Origin of the sequence: Microbacterium sp. MTN4-26, from assembly GCF_042846595.1 — a bacterium.
Lineage (GTDB): Bacteria > Actinomycetota > Actinomycetes > Actinomycetales > Microbacteriaceae > Microbacterium > Microbacterium luteum.
The window spans coordinates 37,962-55,947 of sequence record NZ_BTGO01000014.1 but is presented as its reverse complement, the minus strand read 5'-3'; the positions used below and the strand labels follow the sequence as shown (position 1 = coordinate 55,947).

Genomic DNA, 17,986 nt, shown 5'->3' with positions numbered 1-17,986 from the left:
TCCCTGGCGACGAGGTGCCGTCGGGAGGTCGTGACACCACTGTGTGTGAAGTTTCCTGCCTGATCCGAACAAAGTCGGAGTGAAGATTCTTGAAAATTCTGCTTCCGTGACAGAATCGGTGCATGGAGAGTGCGAAGACCCTCGTGGACGAGGTCGAGCCGGCCGACGATGAAGAGGTGGACACCCTCACCATCGGCCGACGCATCCGCCAGCTGCGCACCGCTCAGGGCATGACGCTCGATGCACTTGCCTCCGCGGTCGACCGCGCGCCGAGCCAGCTGTCGATGATCGAGAACGGGCGCCGGGAGCCCAAGCTCACGCTGCTGCGGGCGATCGCGCGCGCCCTCGGCACATCTCTGGACGCGCTGCTGCAGTCCGAGCCCCTCGATGAACGCGCCTCGATTGAGATCGCGCTCGAGCGCGCCATGCGCGGGCAGACGTTCCAGGCGCTCGGCATCGCGCCCTTCCGCATCGCCAAGACGATGCCCGACGACGCGCTGCGGACGATGCTCGCGCTGCAGGGCGAGATCGAGCGGCTCCGCGATGAGCGAGCCGCGACCCCGGAGGAGGCGCGGCGCGCCAACGTGTCGCTGCGTCGCCTCATGCGCACGCAGAACAACCATTTCCCCGAGCTCGAGGAGCGGGCGCGGGAGATCCTCGACGCCGTCGACCATCCCGGCGGTCCGCTCACCCAGCGCACCGCATCCGACATCGCGGCACACCTCGGATTCACCTTGCACTACGTTCCCGACCTGCCGCAGACCACCCGCAGCGTCGCCGACATCCGGAACGGCCGTCTGTATCTGTCCAGTCGGCTGAGCTCCAAGGGAGATCCGCGGACCGCGGTGCTGCAGGCGCTGTCGAGTCGGATCCTCGGCCATACCGAGCCCACCGACTACGCGGAGTTCCTGCGTCAGCGCGTGGAGACGAACTACCTCACCGGTGCGCTCCTCATGCCCGCGGCGCACGTGGTGCCGGCCCTGCAGGCGGCCAAGCGCGACCGGGCGATCTCGATCGAGGATCTCCGCGACACCTACTCGGTCTCGTACGAGACGGCTGCGCACCGATTCACCAACCTCGCGACGGTCCACCTCGACATTCCGGTGCACTTCCTCAAGGTGCACGAGTCCGGCACCATCACGAAGGCGTATGAGAACGACGACGTGAACTTCCCGGCCGACCGGCTGGGGGCGATCGAGGGGCAGATGTGCTGCCGCAAGTGGACCAGTCGCGTCGTCTTCGACGTCGACGACCACTTCAACCCGTACTACCAGTACACCGACACCGGGAACGGCACATACTGGTGCACTGCTCGCGTGGAGTTCTCGAGCGAGGGTGCCCACTCTGTGAGCGTGGGCGTGCGCTTCGACGACACGAAGTGGTTCCTCGGTCGCGACACGACCAACCGAGGCGTGTCGAAGCACTCCGTGGAGGTGTGCTGCCGTCGGGCCCCGGAAGACCTCGAGGCCTCGTGGCGCGAATACTCGTGGCCGAACGTGCGCACGCCCCGGACCCTTCTGGCGACCCTCCCCACCGGCTCTTTCCCCGGCGTCGACACAACCGACGTGTACGAGTTCCTCGAGGCCCACGCCCCCCGCTGACGCCGGCATATCTTCCGCAGTCACGTCGTGCGGGTCTGCTGAGGCGACACCCGCATCAAGTGACTGCGGAGCACGCTCGCATCCGAGGTGTGGCGCGGATGGGGGAAGGCGCGCGGCGCGGGCGGCGTCAGGGGGTGGGTTCGAGGGCCTGGAATGCGGCCCACAGCTCGGCGCGCACGGCGAAGGAGGCGAGGTCGCGCGCGAGCACCTTCTCGGCCGACGAGAGGCGGGCGCGCACGGTGTGGCGGTGCACGCCGAGGGCACGTGCGGTGGCTTCGTGCGAGCAGTCCGCACCGAGCCACGCACCCAGCGTCTCACGCAGCTCCGCGCCGTGGGCGGCGTCGTACGCCACGAGCGGGTGCAGGGCTGCCGACGCCAGGGCGCGGGCATCCGCCGTGTCGAGAGCGGTGAGGATGCCGGCGCGGGCGACGTCGGCGAATCGGGTCACGCCGCGGTCGCCGCGGTCCCGGGCGACGCGGGCCTGCTCCATCGTTCGCGTGAAGGTGTCGTAGGTCGCGGGGGAGGCGACGCCGATGCGGCATCCGAACCGCTCCGCGACGTCGTCGAGCACATCGGTGCGCGATGCCGGTGCGACGATCACGAGGCCGTCGTCGCTCCGCCCGAAGAAGAGCGTGCCGCGGCGCTCGTCCGCCCGCACCTCGAGGTATTCGGCGAGCGCGTCGGACCAGGCGGCGCTCGCGTCGGTCACGGCGACCGCGAGGGGCGGTTCGGGCAGCGGCCCCCACACGTCTCGGGCGATGCGTCGTGCGGCGGCGGAGTCCTCGCCGCGCAGCGACTGCACCACCCCGGCCCGCAGTGCGCCCCGAGCGCGGGCGAGGTCGCCGTGCTGTTCGAGCGCGAGGCCGGCCATGGCGATCACGGCCGTGACGACCCCGCGCCCCTCGCGATCGAGGTCGCCGGCCGCGATCGCGATGACCCCGCGCAGGTGTCCGCCGCGCCCGAGCGTCTGCAGGGTGAACGGGGTCGCGCCGATTCGCAGGGACGACCCGGCGCGTGCCCCGCGCCGCAGCACTGCGCCGATCTCCTCCCGCAGCGCGGTCGCCGTCGCGGGCTCGAGGCCGTTCGCGGGATGCTGCCGGGAGAGCTCGCCGGCGGCATCGAACAGGCCGACCCAGGCGCCGAGCTGACGCGCGAGCTCGGCGACGGTCGCCCCGAGCCCATCGGGCCGGAGCGCGGCGAGGGCGATGGCGCGCTGCGCCGACAGCGCCCACGTGCGGCGGGCGTAGGAGGTGGCCGCGACATCTTCGGCGTTCGCTCGGGCGACGGCGATGAACGGCGTGCGGTAGGGCACCTCGAACAGCGGCATGCCCGCGGCCCGGCAGGCGTCGATCAGCGGGGTGGGAACGCCGTCGCGCACGACTTCGGTGCCGAATCCCACGCCGGCCACGCCTCGGTCGGCCAGTCGCGCGACGTACGGCGCGTAGGCGTCGTCGGTGACGCCGTCGAACTGGCGTCCGGTCGTCAGGAGCACGAGTCCCTCCGACAGGAACGGCGTGGGATCGGCCAGGTCGCTGGAGTGCACCCAGCGCACCTCGCGCTCCAGCTGCTCCTCGTCGACGGTGTCCAGGAAGCGCAGAGACAGATCGCCGCGACGCAGCAGCGAGGCGACGGTGGGGTGCGTCGGGGCGGTGGGCATGCTGCCTCCTTGGATGCTGTACGGCTCGTATAGGTTCGCATCAAGAATGTACATCGCGGCCGGTGCGAGCGATGGTGCCGTGCTCCTACGCTCGCCCCCATGAGCACCACTGCCCTCGAGACCGTGCCCGTCGGCGGACCCACCCTTCCTCAAGAGCGCCGTCTCGTGACCGCGATCCCGGGTCCGGCGTCGCGGGCGCTGCTGCACCGCAAGGCGGCCGCCGTGAGTGCCGGTGTCGGTCACACGGTGCCCGTCGAAGCGGTCGCCGCCGGCGGCGGCGTCGTCGTGGATGCCGACGGCAACTCGCTCATCGACCTCGGATCCGGCATCGCCGTGACCACCGTGGGAAACGCCCATCCGGCCGTCGTGGCCGCGGTGCAGCAGCAGGTGGCGCAGTTCACGCACACGTGCTTCATGATCTCGCCCTACGAGTCCTACGTCGCGGTGGCGGAGGCCCTCAACCGGCTCACCCCCGGCGACCACGAGAAGAAGAGCGCCCTGTTCAACTCGGGCGCGGAGGCCGTCGAGAACGCGGTGAAGATCGCGCGCAAGCACACCGGTCGCCCCGCCGTGGTGGCGTTCGATCACGCCTACCACGGCCGTACGAACCTCACCATGGCCCTCACGGCGAAGGCGATGCCCTACAAGAGCGGCTTCGGTCCGTTCGCCGGCGAGGTCTACCGCGCGCCGGTGTCCTATCCGTATCGCGACGGACTGTCGGGGCCGGAAGCCGCCGCCCGCGCCATCTCGCAGATCGAGAAGCAGGTCGGCGCGGAGAACCTCGCGGCGGTGGTCATCGAGCCCATCCAGGGCGAGGGCGGATTCATCGTTCCCGCCGACGGCTTCCTGCCCGCCCTCGTCGACTGGTGCCGCGCGAACGGCGTCGTCTTCATCGCCGACGAGGTGCAGACCGGCTTCGCCCGCACCGGTGCGATGTTCGCGAGCGATCTGTTCGGCATCGTCCCCGACCTCGTCACGACCGCCAAGGGAATCGCCGGGGGACTGCCGCTGGCGGCTGTCACCGGCCGCGCCGAGATCATGGACGCCTCGCACCTCGGCGGCCTCGGCGGAACCTACGGCGGGAATCCGATCGCCTGCGCGGCGGCCCTCGCCGCGATCGAGAGCTTCGAGCACGACGCCCTCGCGCATCGTGCCGACGAGATCGGCGGGATCCTGCGCGATCGCCTCGCCGCTATCCAGGCGGGCGATGCGCGCCTGGGCGAGGTCCGCGGACGTGGCGCGATGGTCGCGGCGGAGTTCGTCGACCCGGCGACCGGCGCGCCCGACGCGGCCCTGACGACCGCGGTCGCGAAGGCCTGCATCGCCGAGGGCGTGATCGTCCTCACGTGCGGCACGTACGGCAACGTGCTGCGATTCCTTCCGCCCCTGTCGATCGGCGACGACCTGCTGCACGAGGCGATGGACGTGCTCGCGCGCGAGATCGACGCCGCCGAGTCGGGCACGGCGCCGCGACTGAGCGACGACGACGCACCGAGACCCGACGCCGACTGACGACTCTCGCCGGCCCGCGGAAGGGGACGCGGGGCCGGCGATCACGACATCCCCATGCGAAGGAGCACGATGCGCGAACTCACCCGCGATGTGGTGGTCGTCGGTGCCGGTGCGGCGGGTCTGACGGCTGCGCACGAACTGAAGAAGGCCGGTCTCTCGGTGGCCGTCCTGGAGGCCCGCGATCGCGTCGGCGGACGGCTGTGGACGGATGAGATCGACGGCGCGATGCTCGAGATCGGCGGTCAATGGGTCTCGCCCGATCAGGATGCGCTCATCGAGACCATCGCCGAGCTCGGGCTGTCGACGTTCTCCCGATATCGCGAGGGCGACAGCGTCTACGTCGGCCCGGACGGGGTCGCCCGCCGCTTCACCGGAGAAATGTTCCCGGTGTCGGCGGAGACCGAGCGCGTCATCGCCGAGCTCACCGAGCGCCTGGATGCGATGGTCGCCGAGATCGATCCCGATCGGCCCTGGGCGCACGAGAGGGCGGCCGAATGGGACCGCATTTCCTGGGACGCGTGGCTCCGCGAGCAGACGGACGACGACGAGGCGGTGCGCAACCTCGCCTTCGCGACGGGCTCGGCGATGCTGACGAAGCCCACCCACACCTTCTCGCTGCTGCAGTCGCTCCTGATGGCCGCGTCGGCCGGGTCGTACTCGAATCTGGTCGACGCGGACTTCATCCTCGACAAGCGCGTCGTCGGCGGACTGCAGCAGGTTCCGCTGCTGCTGGCCGAGCGGCTGGGGGACGACGTCATCCTGGGCGCCCCCGTGAGCGCGCTCGAATGGGCCGGCGACACCGTGACGGCGAGCGCCGAGGGCGTGACGGTGAAGGCGAGGCACGCGGTGCTCGCGCTCGCGCCGGTGCTGTACGACCGGATCACGTTCGTCCCGCCGCTGCCGCGTCTGCAGCATCAGATGCACCAGCACCTGTCGATGGGGTTCGTCATCAAGGTGCACGCCGTATACGACCGGCCGTTCTGGCGTGACCAGGGCCTGTCCGGCACCGCGTTCAGTCCGTACGAGCTCGCCCACGAGGCCTACGACAACACCAACCACGGCGATCCGCGCGGCACGCTCGTCGGATTCGTCTCCGACCGCACTGCCGACGACCTCTTCCGGCTGTCGGATGCGGAGCGCAAGGAGCGCATCCTGGAGTCTCTGTCGCACTACTACGGGCCCGAGGCGAAGAACCCGGTCGTGTACTACGAGAGCGACTGGGGCAGCGAGGAGTGGACGCGCGGCGCCTACGCCGCCAGCTTCGACCTCGGCGGGCTCGAGCGCTACGGCGCGGACCTTCGCACCCCGGTCGGGCCGATCCGATTCGCCTGCAGCGACATCGCCGGTGCGGGCTTCCAGCACGTCGACGGTGCCATCCGAATGGGCCGCCTCGTCGCCGCCGACATCGTCGCCGAGGACCGGTCATGACCGCGCACGTCGTCGTCGGGTACACCGCGACCGACACCGGGGCCGACGCCGTCGCGCTCGGCGCGCGCCTGGCCCGTGCCACCGGCGCCGTGCTCGAGATCGTCGTCGTGCTCCCGGCAGAGGGACGCAGCGTCATCACCCCGACCAACCCCGGATACGAGCGATACCTGCACGAGCAGGCGCAGGCGTGGCTGCGGGAGGCGGCCGACCGTGCACCCGACGGTGTCCAGGTGCGCACGCACGTGCGCGACGACGAGTCGTTCGCGTCGGGCCTCATCGCCGCCGCCCACGACCTCGGCGCGTCGCACATCGTCATCGGCGCCGGCCGCGGCGGTTTGCGCGGGCGTCACCGGCTCGGGTCGGTGGCCACCGAGCTGCTGCACTCGTCCGACGTTCCGGTCGCGCTGGCGCCCCGAGGCGTCCGCGACCTCGACGCGACACGTCCCCTCGACCGGGTCACCGCCGCGATCGGCATGCGACCCGGCGCCGACGTGCTCATGGGGGCAGCCATCGACCTGGCACGTGCGAGCGGCGCTCCGCTGCGCCTGCTCTCGCTGGTCACCGTCGACCTGCCGCCCACCGTCGACACCGGTGTCATCCGGATCGCGGGAGCCGCGCACGCCGACGAAGTGCTCGTCGCCGCTCGCGCAGACCTGCCCGCAGATGTGCGGGCCGACGTCGTGGTCGGGCAGGGCGAGTCCATCGAAGACGCCGTCGCCGCGCTGGAGTGGACCCCGGGTGAAGTCGCCCTCGTCGGTTCCAGCCGCCTCGCCCAGCCCCGACGGCTGTTCCTCGGTTCGACTGCGGCGAAGATGCTGCACGAACTGCCCGTCCCCATGATCGTGGTGCCGCGCACGCGCACCGCCCCGACCCAGGAAGGAGGGCGGCGATGAGCGTATCCGGTGGCGCCGCGCCCCTCGCCCCCGCCGCCGGCGACGACGCCGGCGGCATCTCCCGCAAGGGACTCTCCGCCGGCACCGTCGGCCTCATCGGTGCGGTCGTCATCGGCATCTCCTGCATCGCTCCCGCCTACACCCTCACCGCGGCCCTCGGGCCGACCGTGTCGGAGGTGGGCGTGCAGGTGCCGGCGATCATCCTCGTCGGGTTCATCCCGATGCTCCTGGTCGCCTTCGGGTACCGGGAGCTGAACCGGGAGATGCCCGACTCGGGAACCTCCTTCACCTGGGCGGCGCGCGCCTTCGGCCCGTGGGTGGGCTGGATGGCCGGATGGGGATTGGTGGCCGCGACGATCCTCGTGCTGTCCAATCTCGCCGGCATCGCCGTGGACTTCCTGTTCCTGCTCATCGCGCAGCTGAGCGGGGCGCCCGAGATCGCCGACCTCGCCGCGAACCCCGTCATCAACGTGATCGTGTGCCTGCTGTTCATGGCGGGGGCGACCTTCGTGTCCTATCGCGACATGCAGACGACGCAGAAGCTGCAGTACGTGCTCGTGGGCTTCCAGGTGCTCGTGCTGGTGCTGTTCGCCAGTGCCGCGCTGGTGGAGTTCTCCAACGGATCGGCGTTCGAGGCGACCCCGTTCGACCTGTCGTGGTTCAACCCGTTCGCGGTGTCGTCGTTCAGCGCCTTCGCGGCGGGGCTGTCGCTGTCGATCTTCATCTTCTGGGGGTGGGATGTGACCCTCACCATGAACGAGGAGACGAAGGACCCCGACAAGACGCCGGGGCGCGCGGCGACCCTCACGGTGGTGACGATCGTCATCCTCTACCTGCTCATCTCGGTGGCGCTGCTGATGTACGCGGGCACGGGGGAGGGCGAGTTCGGCCTCGGCAACCCCGACATCCAGGACAACGTCTTCTTCGCGCTCGCCGGGCCGATCCTCGGCCCCCTCGCGTTCCTCGTCTCGCTCGCGGTGCTCACCAGCTCGGCCTCGTCGCTGCAGTCGACGTTCGTGGGTCCGGCGCGCACCCTGCTCGCGATGGGGCACTACGGCGCCCTCCCGCGCCGCTTCGCGCAGGTCAGCCCGCGGTTCTTCACTCCCGGATTCGCGACCCTCGTCTCGGCGTTCGTCGCGTCGGCGTTCTACGCGGTGATGAGGTTCGTGAGCGAGAACGTGCTGTGGGACACGATCACGACGCTCGGCATGATGATCTGCTTCTACTACGGCATCACGGCCTTCGCGTGCGTGTGGTACTTCCGGCACCAGTGGTTCGACTCGGTGCGCAGCGCCGTCTTCACCCTGGTCTTCCCGCTCGTGGGCGGCATCATCCTCGCCGTGCTGTTCGTCACCACCCTGGTGGACTCGATGGATCCCGACTACGGCAGCGGCTCGTCGGTCGGCGGACTGGGCCTCGTCTTCGTGCTGGGGATGGTGATCATCGTCGTCGGTGTGGTGATCATGGTGTGGCAGGCCGTCAAACGCCCCGACTTCTTCCGCGGTCGCACCCTCTCGATGGCGGCCCCCGAGAGCCTCCGGCGCCGCCGGCGCTGACCGGCCGAACGAAAGGAATCACATGAGCGACTACGCCGTGGTCAACCCCGCCACCGGGGAGACCCTCGCCACGTATCCGACCATCGGCGACGCCGACCTCGACGCAGCGGTGGGCCGCGCCCACGCGGCCGCCCGGTCGTGGCGCGTCACCCCGCCCTCGGAGCGCGCTGCGGTGATCCGGCGCATCGCGGAGCTCCACCGGGAGCGCCGCGACGAGCTCGCCGCGATCATCGTGCGCGAGATGGGCAAGCCGCTGGCTGCAGCCGAGGGGGAGGTGGACTTCGCCGCCGACATCATCGAGTACTACGCCGACCACATCGACCAGATCACCGGCGACACCCCGATCGACATCCTCGGTGAGGGGACGGCGGTGATCCGCCGGGCGCCGATCGGTGTTCTGCTGGGCATCATGCCGTGGAATTTCCCGGCATACCAGGTGGCGAGGTTCGCCGCCCCGAATCTCGCGGTGGGCAACACCATCCTTCTCAAGCACGCTCCGCAGTGCCCGGAATCGTCGGCCGCGCTCGAGGCCATCTACATCGACGCCGGACTTCCGGACGGCGCCTACGTGAACCTCTACGCCACGAACGAGCAGGCAGCGGTCGTCATCGGCGACCCCCGCGTGCAGGGCGTGTCGGTGACGGGTTCCGAGCGGGCCGGGTCGGCGGTCGCCGAGGTCGCGGGCCGTCACCTCAAGAAGGTCGCTCTCGAGCTCGGCGGATCCGACCCCTTCATCCTGCTCTCCACCGACGACCTCGATGCGACCGTCAGCGCCGCCGTCGACGCGCGCATCGACAACAACGGTCAGGCGTGCAACGGGGCGAAGCGGTTCATCGTCGTGGACGAGCTCTACGACGCGTTCGTGGCGAAGTTCACCGCGGCGATGGCGGCGACCGTGATGGGAGACCCGTTCGCGGCGGACACGGTGCTCGGCCCACTGTCGTCGTCGGCGGCGGCGGATCGTCTGCAGGAGCAGATCGACCGCGCCGTGGCGCAGGGTGCGACGCTCACGACGGGCGGCACGCGGGAGGGCGCCTACATCGCGCCCACGGTGCTCACCGACGTGACCAGCGACATGGACGTCTATGGCGAGGAGCTGTTCGGCCCAGCGGGCGTCGTCTATCGTGCGGCCGATGAGGACGACGCCGTGCGGATCGCCAACGACACGGCTTTCGGTCTGGGCTCGTACGTGTTCACCACCGACGCGGAGCAGGCCGAACGGGTGGCCGATCGCATCGACGCCGGCATGGTCTACGTCAACCTGGTGCTCGCCGATTCGCCGGAGCTCCCGTTCGGCGGCATCAAGCGTTCGGGCACGTCGCGCGAGCTCGGTCTGCTGGCGGCAGACGAGTTCGTGAACAAGAAGCTCATCCGCATCGCCTGACGCGCTGGCCCCCTGGCGCGCGCCGTGCGCCGGGGGCAGGATGGGGTCATGAACGAGTTCGGCGACGCGGTCACGATCCTCGACGAGCACGAGTGCTGGGAGCATCTGACATCCCACCAGCTGGGTCGTCTGGTCACCCATGTCGGCGACGTCCTCGACATCTTCCCCGTCAACTACGTCCTGGACGGACGCTCGCTGGTGTTCCGCACCGCTGAGGGCAGCAAGCTGCTGGAGCTCACGGTCAACGACCACGTGCTCTTCGAAGTCGACCACTGGACCGACGACCGTGCGTGGAGCGTGGTCGTGCGCGGTCACGCCCGTCGGCTGGATGCGCTCGACGAGGTCGAGGCGGCGGATCGGCTCCCGCTCAAGCCGTGGATACCGACGGTGAAGTACAACTACGTGCGCGTCGTTCCCGCGGAGCTCACCGGCCGCGCGTTCGCGCGCGGGGAAGAGCCCGATCGCGACGCCGTGCAGCCGGGCTGAGGCGGGTGCGGCGCCATCCGCGCGGGTGAGGCCGGGTTCGCCGGTCGTGTGGGCATGCCGTACACTGGGGAGAGCAGGACTTTTCTGCATTCTTTCGCCGTGCCCGCCGTGCGGGTCGCATCCTCTCGATCGGAAGCGGGCGAGGAGTGTGGAACCTCGGGGCTCGCGAGAGTCTCTAGGGCGGTAGCTCAATTGGCAGAGCAGCGGTCTCCAAAACCGCAGGTTGCAGGTTCGATTCCTGTCCGCCCTGCGCGTCAGCGCAAGCTGACACACGGAAGATACAACAGGTGGGTTGATGGTCCAGGACGAACCGAAGGGCGAGATCGTCGCGTCGAGCGACGGGCCGCGCGAGAAGAAGCCGAACGTCTTCGCGCGCATCGCCCTGTTCATCCGTCAGGTCTTCGCCGAACTGCGCAAGGTCGTCACGCCGACGCGCAAGGAGCTGGTGAAGTACACGGCGGTCGTGCTGGGCTTCGTCGTCGTCATGATGGCGATCGTCTACGGTCTCGACGTGCTCTTCGCCTGGACGACGCAGGTCGTCTTCGGCGTTCCCGACGGCGCCTGATCCCACCGGTCGAACAGCGGGTGGTGTGCGCCTGGTGCGCCCACCGACACGGAAGAGAAGCAATTGTCTGAAAGATATGTCGACGACGCCGACTGGGCGACCGCCGCGGAGCAGTCCTCCGAGGACGACGAGGCCCAGGAGGGCAACGAGCTCGCGCGCGAGGAGCAGGCCAGCACGTCGGCGGAGCACGTCGCCATCCACGTCGTCGACGAGTCAGCCGACGACGACACCGACACCTCGCTGGACGATGTGGACACCACCGACCCGGAAGCAGACGCCATCGTGAACGACGCTCTGAACATCGACCGCACCGACGAGGCCGAGGCCGCCGCCGAGGTGCTCACCGACTCGCTCGCCGAGGAGGAGACCGAGCGCGAGGCCGAGGCCGCCGACGAGGTCGCCCCCTACGACGGTCCCGACGTGAACGGTGACGAGGACGAGCCCGCCGTCGACCCCGAGCTGGTGGCCGATGTCGCCGCCGCCGAGGCGATCGTCGACGAGGTCGAGGAGGACCCCTACGAGGCCTTCCGCGCCGAGCTCCGCTCGCTCGAGGGCAAGTGGTACGTCATCCACTCCTACGCCGGCTTCGAGCGCAAGGTGAAGGCCAACATCGAGCAGCGCAAGTCGACGCTCGAGGTCGAAGAGGACATCTACCAGATCGAGGTCCCCATGGAGGACGTCGTCGAGATCAAGAACGGGCAGCGCAAGATGGTCACGCGCGTCCGGATCCCCGGCTACGTGCTCGTGCGCATGGAGCTCAACGAGGACACCTGGTCGGTCGTGCGCCACACGCCGGGCGTCACCGGCTTCGTCGGCAACGCCCACAACCCGACGCCGCTGCGCTTCGAAGAGGCCTTCAACATGCTGAAGTCGCTCGTCGAGGTCAAGGAGACCACGCCCGCGAAGGGCTCCGCCGCGAAGGGGTCGCCGACGCAGGCGCGTACCGTTCAGGCCGAGGTCGACTTCGAGGTCGGCGAGACCATCACGATCAAGGAGGGCTCGTTCGCGGGTCTCCCCGGTTCGATCAGCGAGATCAAGCCCGAGAGCGGCAAGCTCACCGTGCTCGTCTCGCTCTTCGAGCGCGAGACCCCGGTCGAGCTGTCGTTCGACCAGGTCACGAAGATGGTCTGACACCCACAAGACTTCCCGTCCGCGGGATACCGCTGCCCGGAACCGTCGGGTCTGCGGGAGAGCAGGATGCGCAAGCCGCATCCGGTTCGATGAAAGGAAAAGGAAATGGCACCGAAGAAGAAGGTGACCGGCCTGATCAAGCTCCAGATCAACGCCGGTGCCGCCAACCCGGCGCCGCCGATCGGCCCCGCGCTCGGTCAGCATGGCGTCAACATCATGGAGTTCTGCAAGGCGTACAACGCCGCGACCGAGTCGCAGCGCGGCAACGTCATCCCGGTGGAGATCACCGTCTACGAGGACCGCAGCTTCACGTTCGTCCTCAAGACCCCTCCGGCCGCCGAGCTGATCAAGAAGGCCGCCGGCGTGCAGAAGGCCTCGGCCACGCCCCACACCGTCAAGGTGGGCAAGATCACCAAGGACCAGGTGCGCGAGATCGCCCAGGCCAAGCAGCCCGACCTCAACGCGAACGACATCGAGGCCGCCTCGAAGATCATCGCCGGCACCGCCCGTTCCATGGGCATCACGGTTGAGGACTGAGGGGAGTAACGAGAATGGCTACCAAGTCCAAGTCCTACGCAGCCGCAGCCTCGAAGATCGAGGACGGCAAGTTCTACACGCCTGCCGAGGCCGTCGCCCTGGCGAAGGAGACCGGCTCGGCGAAGTTCGACTCGACCGTCGAGGTCGCGCTCAAGCTCGCCGTCGACCCCCGCAAGGCCGACCAGATGGTGCGCGGCACCGTCATCCTGCCCCACGGCACCGGTAAGACCGCGCGCGTCATCGTCTTCGCGAACGGTCCGGCCGCCGAGGCCGCGATCGCCGCGGGCGCCGACGAGGTCGGCAGCACCGAGCTCATCGAGAAGGTCGCCGGCGGTTGGACCGATTTCGACGCGGCCGTCGCCACCCCGGAGCTGATGGGCCAGGTCGGTCGTCTCGGAAAGGTCCTCGGACCCCGCGGCCTCATGCCGAACCCCAAGACCGGCACGGTGACGCCGAACCCGGCCAAGGCCGTCGAGGAGATCAAGGGCGGAAAGATCGAGTTCCGCGTCGACAAGCACGCCAACGTGCACTTCATCGTCGGCAAGGCCTCGTTCTCGGCCGACCAGCTCGACGAGAACATCAAGGTCGCCCTCGAGGAGATCGTGCGCCTGAAGCCGTCGAGCTCGAAGGGCCGCTACATCCAGAAGGGCGCCGTGTCGACCACGTTCGGCCCCGGCATCCCGCTGGACGTCAACGCCATCTGAGCCACCGGCTGACCAGAACGGGTCCCTCCTTCCGGAGGGGCCCGTTCCGTCGTTCTGGGAGAATGACGACATGACCCCGCCCCCCGAGCTGTGGCGTGCATCCGCCGCCGAGATCGCGGACGCGGTGCGCGCGAGCGTGGTCTCCGCGAGCGAGATCGTGGCGGCGCACCTGGCGCGCATCCACGAGGAGAACCCGCTGGTCGGAGCTCTGACCACGGTGTTCGACGACCGCGCGCGCGATCGAGCTCGTCGTATCGACGCGCGCCTCGCTCGCGGGGAGGACCCGGGGCCGCTCGCGGGCGTGCCGTTCTCGGTGAAGGAGAACATCGACCTCACCTGGTCGGCGACCACGCACGGATGGCGCGGGGCTCGCGCGGCCGTGCCGGCGGACGACGCGACCGTCGTGGCGCGGATGCTCGCGGCCGGCGCCATCCCGCTCGGTCGCGGGAACATGCCCGACTTCGGCATGCGCTGGGAGACGGAGAACGACCTGTTCGGCCGCACCCGCAACCCGTGGTCCGCCGCGCACTCACCCGGCGGGTCGAGCGGGGGAGACGCGGTGGCGGTGGCCACGGGCATGGTCGCCGTGGGCCTCGGCAACGACTACGGCGGTTCGCTGCGCGTGCCGGCGAACGCCGTCGGGGTCACGGGCTTCCGCCCGACCGGCGGTCGGCTCGCCTCCTCGACAGCGCACCGGACCGAACCGGTGCCGCTGTCCATCCAACAGTTCTCCACCGCCGGGATCCTCACGCGGCACGTCGGCGACACCGACCTGGTGTTCGGGATCGTACACGGCGCCGACGGGCGTGATCCGTTCGCGGTCACGCGGCCGCACCCGCGGGGATACGACGGACCGCGCCGCGCGGCGATCATCCGCGACCCGTTCGGCGACGGCGAGAGCGACGAGAACGCGGCGGCCCTGGATGCGGCGGCGGAGTCGCTGGGACGAGCCGGCTGGGAACTCGTCGAGGTGCATCCGCCGCGTCTCGACGAAGCGGTGACCGGGTGGCGTCTGCTCTCGACGACCGAGATGCAGAACGCCTATGAGCCGAGCCGGTGGGATCCGCCCCTCGGGCGCGGTGCGGGGCGATTCCTGGAACTCGCGGGAGGCGCGCAGACCCACCTGGACACGGTCGAGGAATACGCCGCCGTCTGGGCGCGGCGCGCGGTGGTCGCCGCCGCCTGGCAGGATTTCGTGCGCGAGCATCCCGTGCTCATCGGCGCCGTCTCCGAGACCCGGCCGCCGCTCGCGGACGCCGACCTCGCCGACGCCGAGACCGCGGGATCTTGGTGGCGGCGGTACCGCTTGAGCGTCGCCGTCAATTACCTCGCGCTCCCGGCGATCGCGGTGCCGACGGGACGGGCCGCCGATGGGTTGCCGACCGGCGTGCAGGCGATCTCGGGTGCCGGCGCAGACCATGTCGCGTTCGCGGCGGCTCGCGACATCGAAGCGGCGTGCGGCGTGCAGACGCCCGTCACACCACGTTGACGGGGAGCGATAGAGGGCCTCACCCGGTCCGTCGCACCTGGAATCCCCCGGCGCCCTCGAGTGGCGCATCCGACACGACCCGTTCGCGTACGTGGGAGCCCGGCGGCCCCTGATCCATCCAGGCCAGCATCGAGGTGACCTGTTCCTCGCTGCCCTCGATCTCGGCCTCGACCGTTCCGTCGGGGCGGTTGCGGATCCACCCGGCGACGCCGATCCGCTCGGCGACGCCGCGCGCGGTGTAGCGGTATCCCACCCCCTGTACGTCGCCGCTGACGATGACGTGCACACGCTTCATCCGCTCATCCTGCCCTGAGCACGCGCGCCGCGCCAGGGTCGGAGACGGGATGCGGCGGAGTCAGTGGGGCAGCACGAGGCTGATCCCCAGCGCGATCATGATGACCGCGAACGCCGTGTCGAGCACGCGCCAAACGCGCGGGCGTGCCAGCCAGCGACTGAGGAGCCTCGCTCCGAAGGCGAGTGCGGAGAACCAGATCGCGCTGCCGAGCATGGCGCCGGCGGCGAAGACCCAGCGCTGGTCGCCGTGCGTGGTGGCGATGGACCCGAGGAGGAAGACGGTGTCGAGGTAGACGTGCGGGTTGAGCCAGGTGAGCGCGAGCACCGTGAGGACGATGGTCCGCGTGCGGGTCGCGGTGGCCGTGGTACTCGCTCCGGGGGTCGGGGTGGATGCCGTGCCGACGGCCGCGAGTCCGTCCGAGGCGGGGCGGAACGCCCGCCGCAGGGCGAGCAGCCCGTAGCCGACGAGAAAAGCCGCTCCCACCCACCGGACCACGCCGATGAGACCCGGGAGAGCATTCAGGAGCGCTCCGATGCCCGACACCCCCACGGCGATGAGCACCGCATCCGACAGCGTGCAGATCGTCGCGACCAGAAGCACGTGCTGACGCTTCAGCCCCTGGCGCAGCACGAACAGGTTCTGCGCGCCGATGGCGATGATGAGCGACAGCCCGAGGGCGATCCCAGCGAGGAAGGAGTCGATCACGACTCGACGCTATGCTCGGCGTGACAGGAAGTACAGCGAATGATTCTTACCAAACATGAGCGGAGCTTATGGTGCAGATTCCTCTCGAGGGAGCCGAGACGCTGGCGGCGATCGTCGACGAAGGCAGCATGGATGCCGCAGCGAGGCGTCTGCGCGTCACGCCCTCGGCGGTGAGCCAGCGGGTCAAGGCCCTCGAGGAGCTGGTCGGACGGGTGCTGCTCGTGCGGGCGAAGCCGCCGCGCGTAACGGACGCCGGCGGGGTGGTCGTGCGTCTCGCCCGGCAGCTGTCCCTGGTGCAGCACGAGGCGGCCGTCGAGCTCGGCGTGGCGGCGGCCGATACCCGCGTGAGTGTGCCGATCGCGGTCAATGCGGACTCGCTGTCGACGTGGTTCCTCGCGCCCCTCGCACGCGTGGCGGATCAGCTCCCCGTCGTGTTCGACCTGCACCGAGACGATCAGGACCACACCGCGACCCTCCTCGAGCGCGGCAGCGTCATGGCGGCCGTCACCTCGTCTGCCGTCGCGGTGGCCGGGTGCCGTGCGCATCCGCTCGGCGCGCTGCGGTATCTTCCCGTCGCCGCGCCGGGGTTCGCCGACGCCTGGTTGGGGGAGGGGAAGGCCGGCAAGGCCGGCTTCACGGCCGCGCCGGTGGTGAACTACGACCGACGGGACGAGTTGCAGAACCGATGGCTGCGCGCGGCCGGGGTCGACCCGGCGGCCGTGCCGACCCATCTCGTGCCCGCCTCGGCCGACTTCGCCACGGCCATCGCGCTCGGACTCGGCTGGGGCATGCTGCCGGAGGCGCAGGCGCTTCCCCTGGTGCGCGCGGGCCGGCTCGTCGTGCTCGACGGTCCGCCGCTGGATGTGCCGTTGCACTGGCAGCAGTGGAACCTGCGCTCGCACGTGCTCGACCGGATCGCCGACGAGGTCTCGGCGGAGGCGACGCACGCGCTGCGCCGTGCGTGACGAGCGTCAGTCGTCGCCGATGCGCAGCACGCTCTTTCCGCGGGTGTGGCCGCGCTCCAGTTCGCGATGGGCGGTGGCGGCCTCGTCGAGGCTGTAGACGCGGTCGATGTACACCTGGATCGCACCCGACTCGAGGAGGCGTGCGATCGTCGCCAGGGCGTTGCCGTCAGGCAGCACCTTGTACGAGGTCGCGCGGACGCCCGCCTCGGCGGCGGCCTCCGCGTAGCCGGGCCAGGAGCCGGTGGGCACCATGATGTACAGGCCGCCGGGCCGCAGCACCGACAGCGACCGGGTGCCGGTGCTGCCATCGGCGTTGCCCACGAGGTCGATGACGACATCCATGTCGCCGACGACCTCGTCGAAGCGGGTGGAGGAGTAGTCGATCACCACCGAGGCCCCGAGCTCGCGCAGCCACGTGGCGTTGGGGCCCGAGGCGGTGGCGGTCACGTGCGCGCCGAAATACGCCGCGAACTGCACCGCGAAGTGACCCACCCCGCCGCTGCCGGCGTGGATCAGCACCCGTTGACCCTCGTGGGCATGCGCGGTCTCGACGACCAGGCCCCACGCGGTGAGGGCCGCGAGCGGCACGCCGGCCGCCTCCACGTGCGAGAGCGTGCTGGGCTTGCGGGCCACCGACAGCGTCGGCACCACCGCGTACTCGGCGTAGGTGCCCCCCGATCGGGGGAAGGGCACCATCCCGTACACCTCGGTTCCCGGCGGGAAGGGATGCGCCTCATACGGCGCGTTCATCACGACGCCGCTGAAGTCGAAGCCGAGCGTGCTCGGCAGGGCGGTGATCGCGCCCGATACGCCGCGTCCCGCGCGCGTCTTCGCGTCGATGGGGTTCACGCCGGCGGCGACCACCCGCACGAGCAGTTCGCTGATGACGGGAGCCGGTACGGGGAGAGTGGCCGTGTGGAGCACATCCGGATCTCCCGTCTCGTCGAAGACGACGGCTCGCATCGTCTCGGGCGGATCCGGCAGCGCGATCTCGCGCGCCACGGATATCGGTCGCAGCGGCCGGAACTTCATCGGTCGCCCCCTCCCTGCGTGCCGACATCGGCACTCGTGTTGCCTG

At 70.1% G+C, this 17,986-nt stretch carries 17 protein-coding genes and 1 tRNA gene; 14 read left to right on the top strand and 4 right to left on the bottom strand.

The window, feature by feature from the left end; translation table 11 throughout:
* Positions 1-122: 122 nt before the first annotated feature.
* The gene (locus ACGG9C_RS12660; RefSeq protein WP_228480946.1) at positions 123-1,601 is read left to right on the top strand and encodes an XRE family transcriptional regulator; all 1,479 of its coding nucleotides are present in this window, start codon (positions 123-125) and stop codon (positions 1,599-1,601) included.
* Positions 1,602-1,728: 127 nt separating this feature from the next.
* Here the strand turns inward: ACGG9C_RS12660 and ACGG9C_RS12655 are convergent, their stop codons facing one another.
* Positions 1,729-3,258, bottom strand: a complete 1,530-nt coding sequence (locus tag ACGG9C_RS12655) for a PucR family transcriptional regulator (protein ID WP_194384725.1) — start codon at positions 3,256-3,258, stop codon at positions 1,729-1,731.
* A 99-nt stretch (positions 3,259-3,357) separates the two neighbouring features.
* On the opposite strand from ACGG9C_RS12655, the gene gabT reads away from it, so the two are divergent.
* The 12 genes from gabT to ACGG9C_RS12595 all read left to right on the top strand — a co-directional run bounded on the left by gabT (position 3,358) and on the right by ACGG9C_RS12595 (position 14,943).
* Positions 3,358-4,770 carry a 4-aminobutyrate--2-oxoglutarate transaminase gene (gabT, locus tag ACGG9C_RS12650; RefSeq protein WP_194384726.1) on the top strand — a complete coding sequence of 471 codons (1,413 nt, stop codon included), beginning with the start codon at positions 3,358-3,360 and terminating at the stop codon, positions 4,768-4,770.
* 69 nt (positions 4,771-4,839) lie between these two features.
* Complete coding sequence (locus ACGG9C_RS12645) at positions 4,840-6,198, top strand: NAD(P)/FAD-dependent oxidoreductase (protein WP_194384727.1); 1,359 nt, start codon at positions 4,840-4,842, stop codon at positions 6,196-6,198.
* Positions 6,195-7,091 carry a universal stress protein gene (locus ACGG9C_RS12640; RefSeq protein ID WP_194384728.1) on the top strand — a complete coding sequence of 299 codons (897 nt, stop codon included), beginning with the start codon at positions 6,195-6,197 and terminating at the stop codon, positions 7,089-7,091. The genes ACGG9C_RS12645 and ACGG9C_RS12640 overlap by 4 nt, the downstream gene beginning before the upstream one ends.
* On the top strand, positions 7,088-8,647 hold the full coding sequence (locus tag ACGG9C_RS12635; RefSeq protein ID WP_194384729.1) for an APC family permease: 1,560 nt from the start codon (positions 7,088-7,090) through the stop codon (positions 8,645-8,647). The genes ACGG9C_RS12640 and ACGG9C_RS12635 overlap by 4 nt, the downstream gene beginning before the upstream one ends.
* Positions 8,648-8,669: 22 nt before the next feature.
* Entirely contained in the window at positions 8,670-10,031 is a 1,362-nt protein-coding gene (locus ACGG9C_RS12630) for an NAD-dependent succinate-semialdehyde dehydrogenase (protein WP_194384730.1), read from the top strand.
* Between the two features lie 48 nt (positions 10,032-10,079).
* Positions 10,080-10,517 (top strand): pyridoxamine 5'-phosphate oxidase family protein, encoded by a 438-nt coding sequence (locus tag ACGG9C_RS12625; RefSeq protein WP_194384731.1) that lies wholly within the window; start codon positions 10,080-10,082, stop codon positions 10,515-10,517.
* 177 nt (positions 10,518-10,694) lie between these two features.
* Positions 10,695-10,767, top strand: a tRNA-Trp gene (locus tag ACGG9C_RS12620).
* A gap of 45 nt (positions 10,768-10,812) precedes the next feature.
* Complete coding sequence (gene secE / locus ACGG9C_RS12615) at positions 10,813-11,082, top strand: preprotein translocase subunit SecE (RefSeq protein ID WP_194384732.1); 270 nt, start codon at positions 10,813-10,815, stop codon at positions 11,080-11,082.
* A gap of 63 nt (positions 11,083-11,145) precedes the next feature.
* Complete coding sequence (nusG, locus tag ACGG9C_RS12610; protein WP_071043780.1) at positions 11,146-12,213, top strand: transcription termination/antitermination protein NusG; 1,068 nt, start codon at positions 11,146-11,148, stop codon at positions 12,211-12,213.
* 105 nt (positions 12,214-12,318) lie between these two features.
* Positions 12,319-12,750, top strand: a complete 432-nt coding sequence (gene rplK, locus ACGG9C_RS12605) for a 50S ribosomal protein L11 (protein ID WP_071043779.1) — start codon at positions 12,319-12,321, stop codon at positions 12,748-12,750.
* A 14-nt stretch (positions 12,751-12,764) separates the two neighbouring features.
* Positions 12,765-13,454, top strand: a complete 690-nt coding sequence (rplA, locus tag ACGG9C_RS12600; protein WP_071043778.1) for a 50S ribosomal protein L1 — start codon at positions 12,765-12,767, stop codon at positions 13,452-13,454.
* Positions 13,455-13,524: 70 nt separating this feature from the next.
* Positions 13,525-14,943: an amidase gene (locus ACGG9C_RS12595; RefSeq protein WP_194384733.1), complete on the top strand. Its 1,419-nt coding sequence runs from the start codon at positions 13,525-13,527 to the stop codon at positions 14,941-14,943.
* 19 nt (positions 14,944-14,962) lie between these two features.
* On the opposite strand, the gene ACGG9C_RS12590 is transcribed toward ACGG9C_RS12595, so the two are convergent.
* A complete protein-coding gene (locus tag ACGG9C_RS12590; RefSeq protein WP_194384734.1) occupies positions 14,963-15,238 on the bottom strand; it encodes an acylphosphatase in 276 nt (91 codons plus the stop codon).
* Between the two features lie 60 nt (positions 15,239-15,298).
* Positions 15,299-15,943, bottom strand: coding sequence for a LysE/ArgO family amino acid transporter (locus ACGG9C_RS12585; RefSeq protein ID WP_228480947.1), 645 nt, complete (start codon positions 15,941-15,943; stop codon positions 15,299-15,301).
* Positions 15,944-16,011: 68 nt separating this feature from the next.
* Here ACGG9C_RS12585 and ACGG9C_RS12580 point away from each other — a divergent pair, with 68 nt between their 5' ends.
* Positions 16,012-16,908 (top strand): LysR family transcriptional regulator ArgP, encoded by an 897-nt coding sequence (locus ACGG9C_RS12580; RefSeq protein WP_194384735.1) that lies wholly within the window; start codon positions 16,012-16,014, stop codon positions 16,906-16,908.
* Between the two features lie 6 nt (positions 16,909-16,914).
* On the opposite strand, the gene ACGG9C_RS12575 is transcribed toward ACGG9C_RS12580, so the two are convergent.
* Positions 16,915-17,940: an NADP-dependent oxidoreductase gene (locus tag ACGG9C_RS12575; protein WP_194384736.1), complete on the bottom strand. Its 1,026-nt coding sequence runs from the start codon at positions 17,938-17,940 to the stop codon at positions 16,915-16,917.
* Between the last annotated feature and the right edge of the window lie 46 nt (positions 17,941-17,986).

Bases quoted from the DNA above. Each gene is read 5' to 3' on its own strand.
- ACGG9C_RS12660 (WP_228480946.1), top strand. From the start codon at position 123: ATGGAGAGTGCGAAGACCCTCGTGGACGAGGTCGAGCCGGCCGACGAT.
- ACGG9C_RS12625 (WP_194384731.1), top strand. From the start codon at position 10,080: ATGAACGAGTTCGGCGACGCGGTCACGATCCTCGACGAGCACGAGTGC.
- ACGG9C_RS12595 (WP_194384733.1), top strand. From the start codon at position 13,525: ATGACCCCGCCCCCCGAGCTGTGGCGTGCATCCGCCGCCGAGATCGCG.
- ACGG9C_RS12635 (WP_194384729.1), top strand. From the start codon at position 7,088: ATGAGCGTATCCGGTGGCGCCGCGCCCCTCGCCCCCGCCGCCGGCGAC.
- ACGG9C_RS12580 (WP_194384735.1), top strand. From the start codon at position 16,012: ATGGTGCAGATTCCTCTCGAGGGAGCCGAGACGCTGGCGGCGATCGTC.
- secE (WP_194384732.1), top strand. From the start codon at position 10,813: ATGGTCCAGGACGAACCGAAGGGCGAGATCGTCGCGTCGAGCGACGGG.
- ACGG9C_RS12655 (WP_194384725.1), bottom strand. From the start codon at position 3,258: ATGCCCACCGCCCCGACGCACCCCACCGTCGCCTCGCTGCTGCGTCGC.
- ACGG9C_RS12575 (WP_194384736.1), bottom strand. From the start codon at position 17,940: ATGAAGTTCCGGCCGCTGCGACCGATATCCGTGGCGCGCGAGATCGCG.
- rplK (WP_071043779.1), top strand. From the start codon at position 12,319: ATGGCACCGAAGAAGAAGGTGACCGGCCTGATCAAGCTCCAGATCAAC.
- gabT (WP_194384726.1), top strand. From the start codon at position 3,358: ATGAGCACCACTGCCCTCGAGACCGTGCCCGTCGGCGGACCCACCCTT.
- ACGG9C_RS12640 (WP_194384728.1), top strand. From the start codon at position 6,195: ATGACCGCGCACGTCGTCGTCGGGTACACCGCGACCGACACCGGGGCC.
- ACGG9C_RS12630 (WP_194384730.1), top strand. From the start codon at position 8,670: ATGAGCGACTACGCCGTGGTCAACCCCGCCACCGGGGAGACCCTCGCC.
- ACGG9C_RS12590 (WP_194384734.1), bottom strand. From the start codon at position 15,238: ATGAAGCGTGTGCACGTCATCGTCAGCGGCGACGTACAGGGGGTGGGA.
- ACGG9C_RS12645 (WP_194384727.1), top strand. From the start codon at position 4,840: ATGCGCGAACTCACCCGCGATGTGGTGGTCGTCGGTGCCGGTGCGGCG.
- rplA (WP_071043778.1), top strand. From the start codon at position 12,765: ATGGCTACCAAGTCCAAGTCCTACGCAGCCGCAGCCTCGAAGATCGAG.